This window comes from Pseudomonas sp. B37(2017) (genome assembly GCF_002112885.1).
GTDB lineage: Bacteria > Pseudomonadota > Gammaproteobacteria > Pseudomonadales > Pseudomonadaceae > Aquipseudomonas > Aquipseudomonas paraglycinae.
In genome coordinates this window covers 144,783-163,709 of record NZ_NEIX01000011.1, presented here as the reverse complement: position 1 = coordinate 163,709, position 18,927 = coordinate 144,783, and the positions used below count along the sequence as shown (strand labels likewise).

Annotated in this window: 18 protein-coding genes; 12 read left to right on the top strand and 6 right to left on the bottom strand. The window is 60.4% G+C overall.

Annotation, left to right across the window (positions count from 1 at the left end):
* Nucleotides 1-343: 343 nt before the first annotated feature.
* On the top strand, nucleotides 344-1,222 hold the full coding sequence (locus CAF90_RS24220; protein WP_256578512.1) for a hypothetical protein: 879 nt from the start codon (nucleotides 344-346) through the stop codon (nucleotides 1,220-1,222).
* A gap of 91 nt (nucleotides 1,223-1,313) precedes the next feature.
* Here CAF90_RS24220 and CAF90_RS24215 read toward each other — a convergent pair whose 3' ends face one another.
* Nucleotides 1,314-2,228, bottom strand: coding sequence for a LysR family transcriptional regulator (locus CAF90_RS24215; RefSeq protein WP_007958716.1), 915 nt, complete (start codon nucleotides 2,226-2,228; stop codon nucleotides 1,314-1,316).
* 238 nt (nucleotides 2,229-2,466) lie between these two features.
* On the opposite strand from CAF90_RS24215, the gene CAF90_RS24210 reads away from it, so the two are divergent.
* The 5 genes from CAF90_RS24210 to CAF90_RS24190 all read left to right on the top strand — a co-directional run bounded on the left by CAF90_RS24210 (nucleotide 2,467) and on the right by CAF90_RS24190 (nucleotide 8,368).
* The gene (locus CAF90_RS24210; RefSeq protein ID WP_085608745.1) at nucleotides 2,467-3,960 is read left to right on the top strand and encodes an aldehyde dehydrogenase; all 1,494 of its coding nucleotides are present in this window, start codon (nucleotides 2,467-2,469) and stop codon (nucleotides 3,958-3,960) included.
* A 32-nt stretch (nucleotides 3,961-3,992) separates the two neighbouring features.
* The gene (locus CAF90_RS24205) at nucleotides 3,993-5,363 is read left to right on the top strand and encodes an aspartate aminotransferase family protein (RefSeq protein WP_085608744.1); all 1,371 of its coding nucleotides are present in this window, start codon (nucleotides 3,993-3,995) and stop codon (nucleotides 5,361-5,363) included.
* 389 nt (nucleotides 5,364-5,752) lie between these two features.
* The gene (locus CAF90_RS24200) at nucleotides 5,753-6,730 is read left to right on the top strand and encodes an ABC transporter substrate-binding protein (protein ID WP_085608743.1); all 978 of its coding nucleotides are present in this window, start codon (nucleotides 5,753-5,755) and stop codon (nucleotides 6,728-6,730) included.
* A gap of 10 nt (nucleotides 6,731-6,740) precedes the next feature.
* The gene (locus tag CAF90_RS24195; RefSeq protein ID WP_007958721.1) at nucleotides 6,741-7,544 is read left to right on the top strand and encodes an ABC transporter permease; all 804 of its coding nucleotides are present in this window, start codon (nucleotides 6,741-6,743) and stop codon (nucleotides 7,542-7,544) included.
* Nucleotides 7,532-8,368 carry an ABC transporter ATP-binding protein gene (locus CAF90_RS24190; protein ID WP_085608742.1) on the top strand — a complete coding sequence of 279 codons (837 nt, stop codon included), beginning with the start codon at nucleotides 7,532-7,534 and terminating at the stop codon, nucleotides 8,366-8,368. The genes CAF90_RS24195 and CAF90_RS24190 overlap by 13 nt, the downstream gene beginning before the upstream one ends.
* A gap of 2 nt (nucleotides 8,369-8,370) precedes the next feature.
* Here CAF90_RS24190 and CAF90_RS24185 read toward each other — a convergent pair whose 3' ends face one another.
* Both CAF90_RS24185 and CAF90_RS24180 read right to left on the bottom strand, forming a co-directional pair.
* Nucleotides 8,371-9,447, bottom strand: a complete 1,077-nt coding sequence (locus CAF90_RS24185; RefSeq protein WP_085608741.1) for an endonuclease/exonuclease/phosphatase family protein — start codon at nucleotides 9,445-9,447, stop codon at nucleotides 8,371-8,373.
* Nucleotides 9,448-9,521: 74 nt separating this feature from the next.
* Nucleotides 9,522-10,196, bottom strand: coding sequence for a YciC family protein (locus CAF90_RS24180; protein WP_007958726.1), 675 nt, complete (start codon nucleotides 10,194-10,196; stop codon nucleotides 9,522-9,524).
* Nucleotides 10,197-10,374: 178 nt separating this feature from the next.
* On the opposite strand from CAF90_RS24180, the gene CAF90_RS24175 reads away from it, so the two are divergent.
* From CAF90_RS24175 to CAF90_RS24165, 3 genes are all read left to right on the top strand, one after another.
* Nucleotides 10,375-11,133, top strand: a complete 759-nt coding sequence (locus CAF90_RS24175) for a DUF2076 domain-containing protein (RefSeq protein WP_085608740.1) — start codon at nucleotides 10,375-10,377, stop codon at nucleotides 11,131-11,133.
* 137 nt (nucleotides 11,134-11,270) lie between these two features.
* Complete coding sequence (locus CAF90_RS24170) at nucleotides 11,271-11,750, top strand: NYN domain-containing protein (RefSeq protein ID WP_007958730.1); 480 nt, start codon at nucleotides 11,271-11,273, stop codon at nucleotides 11,748-11,750.
* A 40-nt stretch (nucleotides 11,751-11,790) separates the two neighbouring features.
* Complete coding sequence (locus tag CAF90_RS24165) at nucleotides 11,791-12,396, top strand: PolC-type DNA polymerase III (protein ID WP_007958732.1); 606 nt, start codon at nucleotides 11,791-11,793, stop codon at nucleotides 12,394-12,396.
* Nucleotides 12,397-12,484: 88 nt separating this feature from the next.
* Here CAF90_RS24165 and CAF90_RS24160 read toward each other — a convergent pair whose 3' ends face one another.
* Nucleotides 12,485-13,489 carry a hypothetical protein gene (locus tag CAF90_RS24160; RefSeq protein ID WP_085608739.1) on the bottom strand — a complete coding sequence of 335 codons (1,005 nt, stop codon included), beginning with the start codon at nucleotides 13,487-13,489 and terminating at the stop codon, nucleotides 12,485-12,487.
* 457 nt (nucleotides 13,490-13,946) lie between these two features.
* Between CAF90_RS24160 and CAF90_RS24155 the strand changes: the two genes are divergently transcribed.
* Nucleotides 13,947-14,465: a Bro-N domain-containing protein gene (locus CAF90_RS24155; protein WP_007958735.1), complete on the top strand. Its 519-nt coding sequence runs from the start codon at nucleotides 13,947-13,949 to the stop codon at nucleotides 14,463-14,465.
* 56 nt (nucleotides 14,466-14,521) lie between these two features.
* On the opposite strand, the gene CAF90_RS24150 is transcribed toward CAF90_RS24155, so the two are convergent.
* Entirely contained in the window at nucleotides 14,522-14,974 is a 453-nt protein-coding gene (locus CAF90_RS24150; protein WP_007958738.1) for an Lrp/AsnC family transcriptional regulator, read from the bottom strand.
* Nucleotides 14,975-15,137: 163 nt separating this feature from the next.
* Between CAF90_RS24150 and yedA the strand changes: the two genes are divergently transcribed.
* Together yedA and CAF90_RS24140 are read left to right on the top strand one after the other, a co-directional pair.
* Nucleotides 15,138-16,076 carry a drug/metabolite exporter YedA gene (yedA, locus tag CAF90_RS24145; RefSeq protein ID WP_085608738.1) on the top strand — a complete coding sequence of 313 codons (939 nt, stop codon included), beginning with the start codon at nucleotides 15,138-15,140 and terminating at the stop codon, nucleotides 16,074-16,076.
* A gap of 66 nt (nucleotides 16,077-16,142) precedes the next feature.
* Nucleotides 16,143-17,495 (top strand): DEAD/DEAH box helicase, encoded by a 1,353-nt coding sequence (locus CAF90_RS24140; protein WP_085608737.1) that lies wholly within the window; start codon nucleotides 16,143-16,145, stop codon nucleotides 17,493-17,495.
* Nucleotides 17,496-17,533: 38 nt separating this feature from the next.
* Here CAF90_RS24140 and CAF90_RS24135 read toward each other — a convergent pair whose 3' ends face one another.
* Entirely contained in the window at nucleotides 17,534-18,775 is a 1,242-nt protein-coding gene (locus CAF90_RS24135; RefSeq protein WP_085608736.1) for a TIGR03862 family flavoprotein, read from the bottom strand.
* Between the last annotated feature and the right edge of the window lie 152 nt (nucleotides 18,776-18,927).

Below are 18,927 nucleotides of genomic sequence, written 5' to 3'. Positions count from 1 at the left end.
AATCCCATCTTTCTCGATTATGCGTAATTATTTTTTTATTCATAAATTATGAATTTTGACATAAAGGCTCATAAAGTCCCCGGAAACCAAGGACTCGCTGCTCTTCCCTCGCACCCATCTGGCTGGGGGAATCCTGGTCACTTTCGAGTCACGCCTGCAAAACGCCGCGACGATATTCGCGCCTCGGCGCAAGGGCAAAACCACCTTTCTGATCAACGACCTGATCCCGATTGCCAAGGCACACGGCTTTATTGTTGCAACAGCAGACCTGTGGTTTGACAAGGCTCATCCTGAGCGGGTGATCGCGGGTGCGTTGTATGAGGCCATCCACGGCGCAGGGCTCTTGCGACGCAACTGGCTGAAGCTCATGCGACCGGGTTCTCTGGTTCAGTCGGTGGAGGCCGGCGCCAGTACCGACGGCGTAACAGTGAAGGCCGAGCTGGCGAAGGAAGGCGGACTGAACCTGATCGAGCTCTTCGAGCGCTTCCGGATACTCGGTAACGGCAAGGCGCTGCTGATCATCGACGAGGTCCAGCATCTGGCGAGCCGGAAGGAATTCGAAGACTTGACTGCTACGCTCCGTTCGCTACTGCAGCATGCGCACGGTGAAGTCTTTGCAGTGTTTACAGGGTCCTCCAAGGATGGCCTGCATCGAATGTTTCGTCGTACCAAAGCACCGTTCTATCAGTTCAGCCACGAGATCCAGTTTCCTAATCTTGGCCTGGAATTTGTCCAGCATCTGGGTCAGCGGTTTCAGGAAATCACCGGAAGGGAGTGGGAGGTAAACGCCGCTTTCGAGCGTTTTGCTGCCCGGGGATACATGCCCAAGTACATTCGCGATGTATTTCTGCTGTGTCTGACTGAGGGGCTCAGCGTGCGAGATGCAGACCATCGAGCCTGGAGCACCAGGACGGACGAAGGCAACTTCGAGAACCTGATTCTGGAGATGGCTCCTCTGGATTTCACCGTACTTATCGGGCTGGTGAGGGGCCTTCCCATTTTTTCTACCGAAGGACGCGAGTGGATTGGCAGCGAGATGCCCGGTGGCCACGTGCCCAGCGCGGCGACGGTTCAGACTGCCTTGAAGCGCCTGCAACGCCGGGACCTGGTCGGCAACCTCGGGCATGGTGAGTGGGCGATTGAAGACATTGCCATGGAAGGTTACTTGCGTCGGAACTTCGTTGAAATTGACCCTCAACTCGGCACGGATAACGATCAATAGGTTTTTTGGGGACTGGCATCGGCTTTCCGGCGAAAGCCTGAGGTTTATAAATCTGGGTATCAAAAGATCGCAGCCTGCGATCTTTTGATTTTCATCGGCTGGCCTTGGCCGTCAACTGCTCCCGGCAATAATCGGCAAACAACTGCGCCGGTTTGGTCAGTTGTCCGCGTTTGAGCCACGCGGCCACCAGGCCTGAGCCGGTGACGTCTTCGACGATGTCCACGCACACGACTTTCTTGCCGTCGTAGGTGCATTCCGAATGCGGGCGGGTGACCAGGATCGAGAAGCCGAAACCCTGGCCGACCATGCCGCGCACCATTTCGATCGACGGCGAGCTGAACTCGATGCGTGGCGACAGGCCGAGTTCTTCGAACAGGCTGACGAAGTAGGTGCGGCTCGGTTGTACGTCGAGCAGGATCATCGGTTCCAGGCACAAGTCTCGAAGCGAAACCTGCTTGAGCTGGGCGAAGCGGTGATCCGCCGGCAGCAGGGCGTAAGGCCGTTGGGCCGGCATCAGCGGTTCGGTTTCGATGGTGGCGTCGAGGTCGTGCTTGTAAAGGATCGCCAGGTCGAAGGTGCCCGAAGTCAGGCCTTGCACCAGTTCCTGTTGTTCGCCGTCGCGGATGCGGATCTTCACCCCGGGATACAGCGCCGAGAAGCCGGCAATCAACTGCGGCAGGTACAGCGGTGCCACCGTTTCAAAACAGCCGATATCGATCTGCCCGGCCACCACGTCGTTGTCGGCGAGGGCGTTCTGTTCGAACTCCTTGGCCATGCGCAGCAGTTCCTGGGCCTTGCGGAAGAACCGCGCGCCACTCGGTGTCAGGGACACGCCCTGAGCGTGATGGCGGATCAGCAGTTGCACGCCGAAGCTGTCTTCCAGCCCCTTGATCGCCGTGGAAATTGCCGGTTGCGCGATGTACAGCTTGCGCGACGCTTCGGCGACGCTGCCGCATTCGACGGTGGTGATGAAGTATTTCAACTGACGCAGGTTGTAAGCGGCCACGGTGAACCTCAAAGCGAACGGATTTCACATCCAAGCAATTTGTAAGCCGCCGGCCTCCGTTCTGTCGGCGGTTTTTTTGTCCCTGAACAATAGCCCCATACGCGCGCGAAGGGGCCATCGGCTGGTTACCTTTTTTATTGTCTGCGAAGACATTTTTACTGGTTTTAGCCCGCACGGGCCTGAGCGACTATCTCTGCGCACTGTTCTCAAAAGAATAAAAGTCCAAGGAGCAACCACCGTGTTCGAGCTTGCAGACTGGCAGCGCAAGGCCGCTGAATTGAGCTATCCGTACCAGGCCGTGATCGACGGCAAACTGCGTGCGGCGCAGTCGGGGCAGACCTTTGCCGCGATCAACCCGGCCACCGGCCAGTTGCTGGCAAACGTCGCTGCGTGTGGTGAAGAAGACGTCGATGCGGCGGTGAAAAATTCGCGGCAAGTGTTCGAGGCCGGCACCTGGGCCGGGCGTTCACCGACCGAACGCAAGCAAGTGCTGCTGCGGCTGGCGGATCTGATTCTGGCCAATCGCGAAGAACTGGCGCTGCTCGATTCGCTGAACATGGGCAAACCGGTGATGGACGCTTACAACATCGACGTGCCGGGCGCCGCCGGGGTGTTCCGCTGGTACGCCGAAAGCCTCGACAAGCTCTACGATCAGGTCGCGCCAAGCGCCTCGAACGTGCTGGCGACCATCACCCGCGAAGCGCTGGGCGTGGTCGCTGCGGTGGTGCCTTGGAATTTCCCGTTGGACATGGCCGCGTGGAAACTCGCGCCGGCGCTGGCGGCGGGCAACTCGGTCATTCTCAAACCCGCCGAACAATCGCCGTTCTCCGCGTTGCGTCTGGCTGAGCTGGCGCTGGAAGCCGGGCTGCCGGCCGGTGTGCTGAACGTGCTGCCGGGGCTCGGCGAACAGGCCGGCAAAGCCTTGGGCTTGCACCCGGATGTCGATTGCCTGGTGTTCACCGGCTCGACCCAGGTCGGCAAATATTTCATGCAGTATTCCGCGCAGTCGAACCTCAAGCAGGTGTGGCTGGAGTGTGGCGGCAAGAGCGCCAACCTGGTGTTCGCCGACTGCAAGGATCTGGATCTGGCGGCGCAGAAAGCCGCGTTCGGGATCTTCTTCAATCAGGGCGAAGTCTGCTCGGCCAATTCGCGATTGCTGGTGGAGCGCTCGATTCACGATGAGTTCGTCGAGCGGCTGAAGGCTCAAGCCGAACACTGGCAGCCGGGCGATCCGCTGGATCCGGTAAGCGCCGCCGGGGCGATTGTAGACACCCGTCAGACCGAAAGCATTCTGCGCTTCATCAACCAGGCCGAACGCGAAGGCGCGACCCGCGTCTGTGGCGGCCATCAATTGAGTTTCAACGGCTCGGACAACTTCATTCAGCCAACGATTTTCACCGACGTGCAGCCGCACATGACCCTGTTTCGCGAAGAAGTCTTCGGCCCGGTGCTGGCGGTGATTCCGTTCGATGACGAGGCCCACGCCTTGCAACTGGCCAACGACAGCGTCTACGGTCTGGCGGCCTCGCTGTGGACCGATGATCTGCACCGCGCGCATCGGGTGGCGCGGCAATTGCGAGCCGGTACGGTGTCGGTCAACAGCGTCGATGCGCTGGACGTGACCGTGCCGTTCGGCGGTGGCAAGCAATCCGGTTTCGGCCGCGATCTGTCGCTGCACTCGTTCGACAAATACACCCAGTTGAAAACCACCTGGTTTCAACTGCGCTCATGACAGCCGCTCACAACAAGAAAGGAGATCCGGCGATGACCACCTCACGTGAAACCCGCGACTACCAGGCCGCCGATGCAGCGCACCACATTCATGCGTTCGTCGACCAGAAGGCCCTCAACGACGAAGGCCCACGGGTGATGGTGCGCGGTGACCGCCTGCACCTGTGGGACAACGACGGTCGACGCTACCTCGACGGCATGTCCGGGCTGTGGTGCACCAACCTCGGTTACGGGCGCAAGGATCTGAACGCCGCGGCGAGCCGGCAACTGGAGCAGTTGCCGTACTACAACATGTTTTTCCACACCACCCACCCGCAGGTGATCGAGCTCTCCGAGCTGCTGTTCAACCTGCTGCCGGGGCACTACAGCCACGCGATCTACACCAACTCCGGTTCCGAGGCCAACGAGGTGCTGATCCGTACCGTGCGCCGTTACTGGCAGGTGCTGGGCAAACCCGAGAAGAAAATCATGATCGGCCGCTGGAACGGTTATCACGGTTCGACCCTCGCGGCGACGGCCCTCGGCGGCATGAAATTCATGCACGAAATGGGCGGGATGATTCCCGACATCGCGCACATCGACGAGCCGTACTTCTTCGCCCACGAAGGCAACCTGACCCCGGCTGAATTCGGCCTGCGGGCGGCGCAGCAACTGGAAGCGAAGATCCTCGAACTGGGCGCCGACAAGGTCGCCGGGTTCATCGCCGAACCTTTCCAGGGCGCGGGCGGGATGATCTTTCCGCCGGAAAGCTACTGGCCGGAAATCCAGCGCATCTGCCGCAAATACGACGTGCTGTTGTGTGCCGATGAAGTGATCGGCGGCTTCGGTCGCACCGGCGAATGGTTCGCTCACGAATACTTCGGTTTCGAGCCGGACACCCTGTCCATCGCCAAAGGCCTGACCTCTGGATACATCCCGATGGGCGGCCTGATCCTGTCGAAGAAAATGGCCGACGTGCTAGTGGAGCAGGGCGGTGTGTTCGCCCACGGCCTGACCTATTCCGGGCACCCGGTGGCGGCAGCGGTGGCGATTGCCAACCTCAAGGCATTGCGCGATGAAGGCGTGGTGACGCGGGTCAAGGATGACATCGGCCCGTACCTGCAACAGTGCCTGCGCGAGGTGTTTGGCAATCACCCGCTGGTGGGCGATATCCAGGGCACGGGCATGGTTGCGGCGTTGCAACTGGCCGAGGACAAGGCTACGCGCAAGCGCTTTGCCAATGAGAACGACATTGCCTGGCGCTGCCGTACGATTGGTTTTGAAGAGGGGGTGATCATTCGCTCGACACTAGGGCGAATGATCATGGCGCCGGCGTTGATTGCCAGTCGTGAAGAGATTGACGAGCTGGTGGGCAAGACGTTGAAAGCGCTGGATCGTACGGCGCAGGAGTACGGCCGGCTCTGAGATATTCGTAAGGCTCAAGGGCCCCTTCGCGAGCAGGCTCGCTCCCACAGTGGACCAGCGTCGTACACAAAATTTGTGAGCGATACCGTCCCCGTGGGAGCGAGCCTGCTCGCGATTGCGTCAGTCGATTCACCACTGTTTTTGCTGTCTTGCACCCACCTCGGGCACCCCCGCCCGACACGCTCTTTCGCGGTGCGCACTACCCAGTTTTTTCATCGTTCGCGTCTAACTATTTCCTCGTTTTCCTGACGCCAAGCCTGGGTCAACATCGATTTCGCCAGCCAAGGCATTGCCCGCCAGAGTCCAGCAGAGACCGCAGCGTGCAATCGCGTCACCACGGTTGGCCGTACTGCCCATGACAACTAAATCAACAGCGTTGGGAGTGCTCCATGAACAAGTCCTTGTTTTCCCGTCTTGCATGTCCTCTGGCGATTTCCGCCCTTTCCGTCACCGCCGCTCAGGCCGGCACCTTGTCGATCGGCCACACCACGTGGGTCGGTTACGGCACCCTGTATCTGGCCCAGGATCTGGGCTACTTCAAGGAAAACGGCCTGACCGTCGAATTGCCGGTGGTCGAAGAAGCGTCGATGTACATGGCCGCCCAGGCGTCCGGGCAATTGTCGGGCTCGGCCTCGACCATCGACGAAGTGCTGAAGTACCGCCCGCAGTTCTGCTTCAAGGCCGTGGCCGCGCTGGATGACAGCCATGGCGGCGACGGCGTGCTGGTCGGTAAAAACGTGAAGAGCCTGCAAGAACTCAAGGGCCAGGCCGTGGCCGTCAACGAAGGGTCGACCTCGCAGTTCTGGCTGTCGTACCTGCTGAAAAAGAACGGCATGAGCATGAGCGACATCACCGTGCAGAACATGACTGCCGACGACGCCGCCACCGCGTTCATCGCCGGTCGCGTGCCGGCCGCCGTGACCTGGGAGCCGCATCTGTCGATGGTGCGCGACAAGCAGCAGGGCAAGGTGCTGATCGATAGCAGCAGTACGCCGGGGGTGATCGTCGATGTGGTGGCGCTCAACTGCACGGTGATCGAGAAGCAGCCGGAGGACGTCAAGGCGCTGGTCGCCGGTCTCTACAAAGCCGTGCAGTTCACCAAGGACCATCCACAGAAAGCCTACGAAATCATGGCCAAGGGTGTCGGCGGTTACCTGTCCGATCCGAAGGAACTGGCCGCCGCCGCGCAAGGCGTGCGCTTCTACGATCAGGCCATGAGCGAAAAACTCCTTGGCTCGCCGGGCAAGCCGGGTGACAGCGCACCGCTGATCAAACTGGCCAACGAAACCGCCAGCGAATTGCAGGGCAAGCCCTACAACGTCAGCAACGACGATCTGGTGGATAACCGTTTCGTCAGCCCGCTCTAGGAGACTGGTCATGTTCAAGCGCAATTCATGGCTGAGCCGCTGTATCACGCCGAAGACCGGGTTGCCGGTGCCGGTGGTGTGGAGCGCCAGCGGTCTGGCCTGGGTGTTGCTGGTCGGCCTGTGGGCCGGGTTGTCCTACGGCGGCATCGTGCCGGGGATGTTCCTGCCGACGCCCGGCGCGGTGGTCGAAGCCGCCGTGCGCCTGAGCCGCGACGGCACCCTCGGCCAGCATGTCTGGGCCAGTGTTGAAGTGGTGATGGTCGGTTTCATTGTGTCGTCGCTGGTGGCGGTGCCGCTGGGCTTGCTGATGGGCAGCTTCCGCATCGTCCAGGCGTTCCTCGAACCGCTGGTGAATTTCATCCGCTACCTGCCGGTGACCTCGTTCGTGCCGCTGTTCATCCTGTGGATCGGTATCGGTCTGGAGCAACGTGTCTCGGTGATCATTTTCGGCGTGTTCTTCCAGCAACTGGTGATGATCGCCGACGTTTCCAAAGGCATTTCCAAGGACCTAATCAACGCCTCCTACACCCTCGGCTCCAACCGGCGTGACGCGGTGCTGCATGTGATCGCCCCGGCGTCGTTGCCCGGCGTGCTCGACACCTTGCGGGTGACCATGGGCTGGGCCTGGACCTATCTGGTGGTCGCCGAACTGGTCGCCGCTTCGAGTGGCCTCGGTTACTTGAGCCTCAAGGCCATGCGCGGCTTTCAGGTCGATGTGATTTTTCTCGCCATCGCGATCATCGGCCTGCTCGGCCTGGTCACCGATCAACTGTTCCGCTTCTTGCGTTTGAGGATTGCCGCATGGGCTCAGTAACCGCTGCCAACTGTCGTTTCATCGAGCCGGTCGCCGCACCGGTACACGCCGCGCCTAGGTTGCAGGTGGACAAGGTCAGCCTGCGTTACAGCAAACCCGGCGGCGGAACATTCACTGCGCTTGAAGAAGTGTCGTTCGAAGTGCCGGATCAGCAATTCGCGGTGCTGGTCGGGCCGTCGGGCTGCGGCAAGTCGAGCCTGCTGTACCTCACCGCCGGCCTGGCCGAGCCGACCTCCGGCGAAATCTACGTCGGTGGCCAGCAAGTGCAGGGCCCCGGCGCGGATCGCGGAATGGTGTTCCAGAGCTACACGCTGTTTCCGTGGCTGACCGTGCGGCAAAACGTTGAATTCGGCCTCAAGCGTCGGGGCATGCCGGCGGCGCGGCGCAAGGAAATCGTCGATCACTATGTCCACGAAGTCGGCCTGTCCGGGTTTGCCGACAACTACGCCAAACAGTTGTCCGGCGGGATGATGCAGCGGGTGGCGATTGCCCGGGCATTGGCCAACGACCCGCAGATCCTGCTGATGGACGAACCTTTCGGCGCCCTCGACAGCCAGACCCGCCTGCAAATGCAGCAGCTGTTGTTACGGGTGTGGGGCAACAGCAAGAAGACCGTGTTGTTCGTCACCCACGATATCGACGAAGCGATCCTGCTCGGCGACCGGGTGTATGTGATGGGCGCCAGGCCTGGGCGGATCAAGCAGATTCTCGACGTGCCGATCGAGCGCCCACGCACGCTGGACATGGTGATGGAGCGCTCGTTCATCGACATGAAGCGGCAGATCTTCGGGCTGCTGCACGACGATCTCGAAGAAGCTCATTGAGGTCAGTTGGGCGGCAGGAGGAACCGCGCAATCACCGGCAGATGATCGGAGATGCGCAACGTATCGTCCTGTCGCACCGTGGCGTCGACCCGTTTGATCTTCGGGCTGTAGAACAGGTAATCGACCGTGCGGTCCGGGCCGTTGAGGCCGGGATCGTTGGGGTAGTGGGTAAGCCACTTGGCGCGGTCGATGCCACTGGCTTCGTTGTTGGTCGGGATCATCGGGTACTTGTCCCACAGCACATGCAGCGCACTGTCGGCGGAGTACGGCGTGCGCTGCTCGGTGGGCAGGCGCCGGTACTGGCCGAGCGGCAACAGGTTGAAGTCACCACCGATCAGCCACGGCGTGCCGTGGCTTTCGTGTTTGTCGAGGACCTTGGCCACCGCTGTCACCTGTGCCTGCAAGGTGTCGTCCGGCTGGGTGGCGCGATCCAGATGGGTGTTGAGCACCACCAGTTGCCCGCCATCGCTGAGCGGAAGGGTGGTGGCGAGCAGGGCGTTTTTCGGCTGGAACTGACGGCTGATGATGTTCGACGGCTGCACCGGCAATTGCAGGCGCTCGGCGTGTTCGATGCGGTAGCGGCTGAGGGTGGCGAGTTGCCGGCCGACGCTGCCGAAGATGTGCGGATCCGGGACGAAATCGGCCTTCCAGTCAAAGGCGTGGGCGCTGCACGGGTAGAGGTCGGTCAGGCGTTCCTGCAACAGCTTGAGCTGGTTCTGATAGTCGCTGGCCTTGGCGCCGTCATCCAGTTCCTGCAACAGCACCACGTCGGGCTGTTCGTCGCGAATCACCCGCGCCACTTCATCGAGGCTGAACGCCATGTCTTCCGGGGTCGGGGCTTCGTCATCGCCTTGCGCCAGGTCATTCCAGAACACGTAGCGCTTGCCGGCCAGGTATTGCACGTTCCAGGTCATGACCTTCAAGGCCTGGCCGGGGACCAGCGTCGGCGGTTGCCCGGTGCAACTGACGGGCAGGGTTTCCCGGGCGTCGGGGCGCCAGGTCAGGCTGTAGATCAGCGTGCCGATCAGGGCGAGGGCGAGCAGCACGGGCAACAGGATGTAGCGCAGTAGACGGGTCATGGCTCGGCTTATAGCGATACGGAAGTGGTCCCGAGCATACCCGAGACCCATCCATCAGCCCAAGCGCGGCGCAGTCAGACTATTCCGTCACGTTTGTCGGGCAATTCGCTGATCAGCATGAACAAGCGGAACAGCACCACGCTGGTGAACAGTTGCAGGAAGCTGTGGCCACTGTCGATCAGCACTGCGATCAGCGGATTCTGCGGATCGGGATAGACCTGCAGGGTCAGGCCCTTGAGCAGCCACAACGGCCCCATCACACACAGGATGCACACCAGAATCCGCAAAAAATGCCCACGGCTCAGGCGCAGGCTTTCCTTCATCGCCTGCAACGGGCCGTAACCGCGCAGCACCAGCAGGTATTCACCGAAGGCCAGAGTGACCATCAGCCACAGGCCCGGCAGGAAATACAGCGAAAGCCCGAGCAGAATCAGCAACGTGTTCAGCGCAGTCAGAAGGGCAAACCGCGGCCACAGGCGAGCGGCCATCGCCAGCAGATCGCGGGTTTGCGGAGATTCGCCGCGGGTGCGGGCATCGAGAAACAGAATCAGCGCGGCGGTGTACAGCGGATAGACCAGCAAACCGACGATGACGCTGATGGCCGAGTAACCGTCCGGGTCGCTGGCATGGTCGACCACCTGTTGCAGCACGGCTTCGAAAATCACCAGCGGCAGGCACAACTGGACGATCCGGCCCAGATTGCGTTTGAAGAAATACAGGGAGTCGCGCAGCACATCGAAGGCATTCATCAGTCGGTATCGCAGGTCAAAAACAGTGGCCCACTTTAACCGATGATCCGTTTCGCTGCGCAAACGTAAACGTTCGGTAAAGGTCATTGAAACATTCTGTTGCTGCCTCCATTACAGAGGTGCGCCTCATCCGACGTGGAGGAGGGCAACGTTATCCCCGGCAATCTACGAGGTCGCCATGAACAGCGAAGAACAAACCCTGATCGATGGACTGTTTTCCCGGCTGCAACAGGCCGAAACGGAGGCAGCCCCGCGCGACGCACTGGCTGAAGCGCGGATCAAGGAACACCTGACGCGCCAGCCGGCCGCAGGTTATTTCATGACCCAGGCGATTCTGGTGCAGGAGGCTGCCCTCAAGAGCCTCGACGAACAGAACAAACAACTGACTCAACAGGTCAAGCAATTGCAGGCCGAACTGCAATCGGCCAAGGCCCAGAGCGCGCCGCCGGCCTCCAGCGGTGGTGGCTTCCTGTCGAGCATCTTCGGTGGCAGCAGCTCGCGCCCGGCACCGACCCAGAGCGCCCCGGCCTCCACCGGCGGCTGGCGTGAGCCGGCACCGCAGCAGAACTTCGGTGCGCCTGCGCCGCAACAGAACTTCGGCGCGCCACCACCGGGTTATGGCCAGCAACAAGCGGCCCCGGCGGCGGGCAGCAGCTTCCTCGGCGGCGCCCTGAAAACCGCGGCCGGTGTGGCCGGTGGCGTGATGCTGGCGCAAGGCATCAGCAGCCTGTTCCATCACAACCAGCAGCCGGAAGAAATCGTCGAAGTCATCAAGGAAGAGCCGGCCCAGGTCAACGACCAGAGCAACAACGGCTGGGGCGATGACCAGCGCATGGCCAACAACGACTCCTACGGTAATGATCAGGGTGGCTTCACCGACACCGACTACAGCGATGACAACTCGTCGTTCTTCGATGACGACGATTCCTTCGTCTGACTCACCATTCGTCCGGGGCGCCTGATCGCCCCGGGCCGATTATTCGCGGAACCTTCCTTCGGGCTGGCATACTGAGCGCCTTTTTCGGGCCTGGTGCCTGATCCGGCTCATGCGCGTCAGCGCTCACAGGAACTCCGGTGAAAAAAATCGCAGTGTTCGCCGATGTGCAGAACCTCTACTACACCGTGCGTCAGGCCTATGGTTGCCACTTCAACTACGCGGCGCTGTGGGCGGATGTCAGCCAGCACGGGCAGATCGTCGAGGCCTACGCCTATGCGATCGACCGGGGCGACAGCAAACAGCAGCAGTTCCAGCAGATCCTGCGCAACCTCGGTTTCACCGTGAAACTCAAACCCTACATCCAGCGCAGCGACGGCTCGGCCAAGGGCGACTGGGACGTGGGCATCACCCTCGACATCATGGACGCCGCCGACCACGTCGACGAAATCGTCCTGGCCTCCGGTGATGGTGATTTCGACATGCTGCTCGAACGCATCATCAACAAACACGGCGTGCAAGCGGTGGCCTACGGCGTTCCCGGCCTGACCGCCAACTCGCTGATCCGCGCCGCCAGCCGTTATGTGCCGATCGAAGGCGCACTGCTGTTGAAAAACTGAGCGTTGCTCAAGAATTGATTTGTACGGAGTTGAACCCGGTTTGGAACGCATTGCAGTCATCGACTTTGAAACCACCGGCATTTCGCCGAGCAGCAGTTGCCGGGCCACGGAAATCGCCGTGGTCATGCTGGAAAACGGCCGCATCGTCGAGCGTTACCAGAGCCTGATGAACGCCGGCGTCCGCGTCCCGGCCTTCATCGAACAACTCACCGGCATCAGCAACGCCATGCTGCGCGCCGCGCCTTCGGCCGAACAGGTGATGAACGAAGTCAACGAATTCGTCGGCTGCACGCCGCTGCTGGCGCACAACGCCGCGTTCGACCAGAAGTTCTGGGACTTCGAACTGGGCCGGATCAAACGCACCCGTTTGCAGAACTTCGCCTGTTCACTGCTATTGGCCCGCCGCCTGATGCCGGCGGCGCCGAACCACAAGCTCGGCACGCTCACCACGTTTGCCCAGTTGCCGCATACCGGCCAGGCGCACAGGGCGATGGCGGATGCGGAGATGGCGGCCAACCTGATGGCGCATCTGGCGGATGAGCTGCGGCACAAGCATGGGGTGCGGGAGCTATCGCATGACCTGCTGTGCAAGTTGCAGAAAGTCCCGGCCGCTAAAGTCGGCGAGCACCTTCAGCGCTATCGCTGACTTCAGGTTTCAGGGACCGCAGCCTGAGACGGCTCCTGCTTTGACGACTATCAAGTAAGAGCTGTCGAAAGGCTGCGAATTTTCTGCGTCAGGCCAGACTGGCAAAATGTTGACTGTCGACTTTGCTCACCGGCATGAACCCCGTTGTTTTCTTGAAGTTCATGGTGTGCACAAAGTTCTTCATCGAGTCTGAGGGGTCGATGCTTTGCATGTTGAGTTTGAACAGCATGTCGCGAGAAATAGCGACACTGAGGATAGGTTGATCCTCCAGATGGCCAGTTGCGGAGTTAAGAAGTGAGTCAACGGCAGTCACGATCACCATGCGCTCTGGAAGGATACTGAGCAACTCTTGGCCTACTCGCAGAACGCAGCTACACACATAGTCCTGCAGCAGCTCGTTGAACTTGCTGATCGGCATCTTTTTAACGGAGAGTTTCCCACTCTGCAGCAGTGACTTGATCTCCTGGGGAATCACTTTCTCACCGTGAACCGAAAGCGTGCATTCAAATATGCCGGTTTCTCCAACCGAGAAAGTGATGGAGGTGCCGAGATGTGAGATATCTGTGAAAGGGTTCACTTGCATGACGGCATCAATCTTGGATTGGCCGTTACCGGCGAGCACTCCCGTCGCAAGATCGTAGTCTTCCTGCCATTCGCGATGCTGCGCTTCCCACTCTTTCAATTCTTCAGCCAGTTTCTGCGTGTCTTTGGCCACTGCTGCGGGAATGGCTTCCTCAAGCTTTCTGCGCTTTCTGGCTTCCAGTTTCAAAGTGCGAACAATGAAGCCCGGTTTGTAGCTGGAATGTTTCTCTCTGGCATGGATTTCATGCGTATTGAGCTCTACGGGTTTGATCGGTGCCGGTTGGCTAACGAACTCACCCCAGTTGATCTGTTCACCACAGTCCTTGTGCACTGAAAGCAACAGTTCAATGTGGTTTTCGTAGACTTCAACTTCATGCGCAGCCTGCTCGCGAGCCTCCATTTTCGCGAACTCTTTCTGTCGTACTTCCAGTTCACGCTGGCGTCGTTTCGAATTTCGTTCGGCTCTTCGCGCTGACGCTTGCATCGAGCGTAGGGTTCCCTTCCAAGTCATCGCTGAGTTCCTCTCTTTTTTATTGAATTCTTGTTTTTTCGAGCGCCGAAGATCGACCTTTTGAAGGACATTATCGGTCGCATCTGGCGGTGTCCATAGGCCACAGAAATCTCGTGTAAATAGGCTGTTTAGCCGTGTGTAGCGTTTGTCGAAGTGTCCTACCGAAAGTTAGGGATAATCTGTCTTGAGCTCCAACAAGCCCACCGATAACCTCTGTTTGTCGCTGCCAATTCAGCGACCGGGACTGCAAGCCCGCCGATAATTTGTTAGGCACTGACCGGTGCACCTATAATCGCGTCGCTCTTTTGGCGACCAACGATTTTATGGTGGCTGTGTGCGGGAGACCCTCGGGTCTGCCGAGGTTGCCTAACGACTCGGTCTTGCAGACCCGCGCACAGCTGCCACCCATCATCTGCAAGTGATGCTGGCGGCTCCAACTTTCGTTAGGTGATTTGCCATGATCAAAGTAATTCCCAACGCTCCAAAAAACGCCGGCTCGTCATTCAGCCGTGAGTCGCTCGTAAAACCCCAAACCTTCATCCGCCATCACATCCAGCTGCAAGCCGCTCTGGTACATGGCGAAGCCTGGTTCTGCGCCCGAGGTATTGGTCGTCTGATGGGGTTGGAAATCAATGACCGACAGGTGCTCAAGCTTGATTCGGATCAGCGACGTACGATTTGCCTCTCGGGACCTGATGGCACTCAGGAAACCCTGATGCTCAGCGAGTCAGGTGTCTATGCAATGCTGGTTTATCACTACTCTCCGGAAAACCGCCATCTACGCCGTTGGCTGACTCATGAGGTAGTGCCGTTACTGCACGAGGATGTGTTGTCTTCTTTCAGTCCGCGCCCACATCTGCAGTTGATGCTATGTGCGGGGCAGACCTTGAAGCTGTTGCATTGGCGCAATGAGCCGTGGATTCGCTTGCGGGACATGCCAAGCCTCTTGAGCCAAGAAGGCTACAGCTACGGCTGATGACCCTCGCGATGAACGTTCCCACGCAAAGCGTGGGAACGAGCGGGACGGGAAGGTTACTTTCCGTTGCCTTCGATGTGGCCGAGCGGCACCCGCTTCTCTATCGCGCTCGACAACACGATCGACGTCTTGCTGAACCCGAATTTTGCCACCCGGTTGATCAGCTCTTCCAGCTCGGTCATCGAACCCACCGCGGCCTTCATGATCACGCATGGATCGCCCGTCACTCGAAAGCACTCGGTCAGTTGCGGAATTTTCACCAGTTCGTCGTAGACCTTTTGACTGCCGTTCTGGTGGAGGCGCAATTCGATCACGCACTGGATCGGCAAGCCGATTTTCGACAGGTCGATGTTCGCCTGATACCCGGTGATGACTCCGGCCGCCTCCAGTTTGGCCACGCGCTCGGCGACGGCGGGGGCGGAGAGGTTCACTTTGCGGGCGAGGTCGGCGTAGGACGCGCGACCGTTTTCGAGCAGGGCGCTGAGCAGCATGCGGTCGTATTTGTCCAAGGTCGGACTCCTGAAAATGCCAGACTTTCGAAATCGCGGTTTTGGCCGTCGATCTCCGTGTTTTCAAAAGTGTACCGGCGCTATAAACAGGTTTTGTAACTTATTTTTAGCGGTTGGCCTTTCTAGAATAACCCATCCCCTGAGTCTGACTTTCGAGCTGCCCATGTCTGCCTTGCGCCGTTTTTCCTTGCCCTTGATCGCAGCGTTTTTTGCGTTGTACGTGATTTGGGGGTCGACCTATCTGGTGATCCGCATCGGCGTCGAATACTGGCCGCCGCTGATGCTCGGCGGTGTGCGCTTCGTGATTGCCGGCACTCTGATGTACGCCTTCCTGCGCTGGCGCGGGGCACCGGCGCCGACCTGGGCGCAGTGGAAAGCGGCGGGGATCATCGGAATTCTGCTGCTCAGTTTCGGCAACGGCGCGGTGACCCTGGCCGAGCACAGCGGCGTGGCCTCGGGTGTCGCTGCGCTGGCGGTGGCGACGGTGCCGCTGTTCACTTTGCTCTGCGGCTATTTCTGGGGCGCACGCAACACCCGTCTGGAGTGGGCCGGGGTGGCGATGGGGATTATCGGCATCGCCATGCTCAACATGGGCTCCAACCTGCAATCGAGTCCGCTGGGCGCGGCGCTGCTGATTTTCGCGGCGGCGAGTTGGGCATTCGGTTCGGTGTGGAGCAAGCACCTGCCGCTGCCTCAAGGCGCAATGGCCAGCGCCGTGGAAATGCTGGTGGGCGGCGTGGTGCTGTTGATCGGCAGCGCGGCCAGCGGCGAACACCTGCAAGCCATGCCGCCGCTGGAAGGCTGGCTGGCGCTGGCGTACCTGATCTTCTTCGGCTCGATCATCGCTTTCAACGCTTACATGTACCTGTTGAAAAACGTTCGTCCGGCGGCGGCTACCAGTTATGCCTATGTCAACCCGGCGGTGGCGGTGTTGCTGGGGATCGTGTTTGTCGGCGAGACCATCGGGATCGAAGAGGCGCTGGCGATGCTGGTGATCATCGGTGCGGTGGTGCTGATCGGTCTGCCGCAGTGGCGCCGCCCACGGCAGCTGCCGGTGGTCAGCGAGCCGGCTGCCATAGCGACGGAGCAGCGTGCGAATTAGGGTAAACTGCGCGCCATCGCATACTCGTTTTGCACAATCTGCTCTGATTTTTCCTACGGTACTCCCATGACTTTCGCCACCCTTGGCCTGATCGAACCCTTGCTGCGCTCCCTCGAGAAGCTCGGCTACCAGACCCCGACGCCGGTGCAGGCGCAAGCCATTCCGGCCGTGCTGGCCGGTCGCGACCTGATGGCTGCGGCCCAGACCGGCACCGGCAAGACCGCCGGTTTTGCCTTGCCGCTGCTGCAACTGCTGGCGATGGAAGGGCCGAAAGTCACCGCCAACTCGGTGCGTGCGCTGATTCTGGTGCCGACCCGCGAGTTGGCCGAACAAGTCCACGAAGCCGTGCGCCAGTACGCTGAAAACCTGCCGCTGCGCACGTATGCGGTGTACGGCGGCGTCAGCATCAACCCGCAGATGATGAAGCTGCGTGGCGGCGTCGATCTGCTGGTCGCGACCCCGGGCCGTCTGCTCGACCTGTTCCGCCAGAACGCGCTGAAGTTCAATCAGCTGCAAACCCTGGTGCTGGACGAAGCCGACCGCATGCTCGACCTGGGCTTTTCCGAAGAGCTGGCGAACATTTACCGCGCGCTGCCGAAGAAACGTCAGACGCTGCTGTTCTCCGCAACCTTCTCCGATGACATCCGCCTGCTGGCCGGGCAGATGCTCAACGATCCGCAGAGCATCGAAGTCAGCCCGCGCAACGTGGCCGCCAACACCGTCAAGCAATGGGTGGTGACGGTGGACAAGAAGCGCAAGCCGGAACTGTTCGTGCACCTGATGCGCAAGAACAAGTGGAAGCAAGTGCTGGTGTTCGCCAAGACCCGTAACGGTGTGGACGCGCTGGTCGAGAAACTTCAGGGCCTGGGCGTGAACGCCGACGGCATCCACGGCGACAAGCCGCAAGCGACCCGGCAGCGGGCGTTGGACCGTTTCAAACTGAGCGAAGTGCAGATTCTGGTGGCCACCGATGTGGCTGCCCGTGGTCTGGATATCGAAGACCTGCCATTGGTGGTCAACTTTGATCTGCCGATCGTGGCCGAGGATTACATTCATCGTATCGGCCGGACTGGCCGTGCGGGTTCGACCGGTGAGGCGATTTCGCTGGTGTGCGCTGATGAAGTGAACATGTTGTCGGCGATTGAAATGCTGACCCGCAGCACGTTGAAGCGTGAGGTTGAGCCGGACTTCGTGCCGGAGCACCGTGTGCCAGACACCGATGCCAGTGGCCAGGTGATCAAGAAGCCGAAGAAACCGAAAAAGCCCAAGGCTTCCGGTGGTGGTGGTGGTGGTGGTGGTGGCAAACGCAATCTGGGCAAGTGGGTGGACAGCGGCGAGACTCAGGCGCCGGAGCCTTCGATCAAGCCTGTGCGCAAGGTGCCGGTGTTTAATACCGGGCCGCGCAAGCGTAAGCCTTAAGCGTCAGACAGGGTCGTTCCCGCGCAATGCGGGAACGATCAGTTACGCTGTTTCAACCAGTCCAGCATTCCAGCTCCGGCCGCCCGGCCACTGGCAAAACACGCTGTCAGCAAATACCCGCCCGTCGGCGCTTCCCAATCCAGCATCTCCCCCGCACAAAACACCCCCGGCAACGCCTTGAGCATCATCCGCTCATCCATCGCCTCGAATGTCACACCGCCCGCGCTGCTGATCGCCTCGTCCAGCGGTCGGGTTTTCACCAGCGTCAGCGGCAAAGCCTTGATCGCCCTGGCCAACAACGCCGGATCAGCAAATGTCGCAGCATTAGTGAGTTCTCGCAGAAGCGCCGCTTTCACCCCATCAATCCCGACCTGACTGTGCAAATGCTTGGCCATCGAGCGCGAACCCCGTGGTTTGCTCAACGCCGCCTGCAATTTATCCACAGGCCGGCCGGGCAGCAGGTCGATGTGAATGGTCGCGGCACCGTGCACATTGATCGCCTCACGAATCGGCGCTGACAGCGCATAAATCAGACTGCCCTCGATGCCGGTCGCGGTAATCACGCATTCACCCAGACGAGGGACGTCGTCGTTCAAACCGATGGCGATATTTTTCAGCGGCGCGCCGGCGAATTTGCTGACCATCACTTCGCTCCAGGCCTGCACCTCGAAGCCGCAATTGCTTGGCTGCAAGGGCGCCAGTCCTACGCCGCGTTGCTCCAGCGGCAGCATCCACGCGCCGTCGGAACCCAGTCTCGACCAGCTGCCGCCGCCGAGGGCGAGCAGGGTGGCGTCGGGGGTAAGGGTTTGCTCGCCGTCCGGGCTGTCGATGCGCAGCGCGCCTCTTTCGTCCCAGCCGAGCCAGCGGTGGCGGGTGTGGATAACCACGCCGCTGTCGCGCAGGCGCTTGAGCCAGGCGCGCAGCAAGGGCGCGGCTTTCATGTCGGTGGGGAACACCCGGCCGGAGCTGCCGATGAAGGTTTCGATGCCCAGTTCGTGAATCCACCGGCACAGCGCATCGGCGTCGAACGCGCGCAGCAGCGGGGCGATGTTCGGGGCGCGTTCGGCGTAGCGCGAGAGGAAGGCCGGGTAGGCTTCGGAATGAGTGATGTTCATGCCGCCGACCCCGGCCAGCAGGAACTTGCGGCCCACCGAAGGCATGCCGTCGTATAGATCGACGCGGACTCCGGCCTGGCTCAGCACTTCGGCGGCCATCAGGCCGGCGGGGCCACCGCCGATGATGGCGACGTGAGCGGGAGAGGTGGCGTGAATCTGGGTCATGGCGTGCGCTGCGGTCTGACGAAATATGGCGCGCATTCTAACAGCGCAGAAACCGGGTGGGAGCGAGCTTGCTCGCGAAAGCGGTGAGTCATTCAGTTAAATGTTGAATGTACTGACGCCATCGTCGGATCACCGCCCGGACCAAGCTCGCT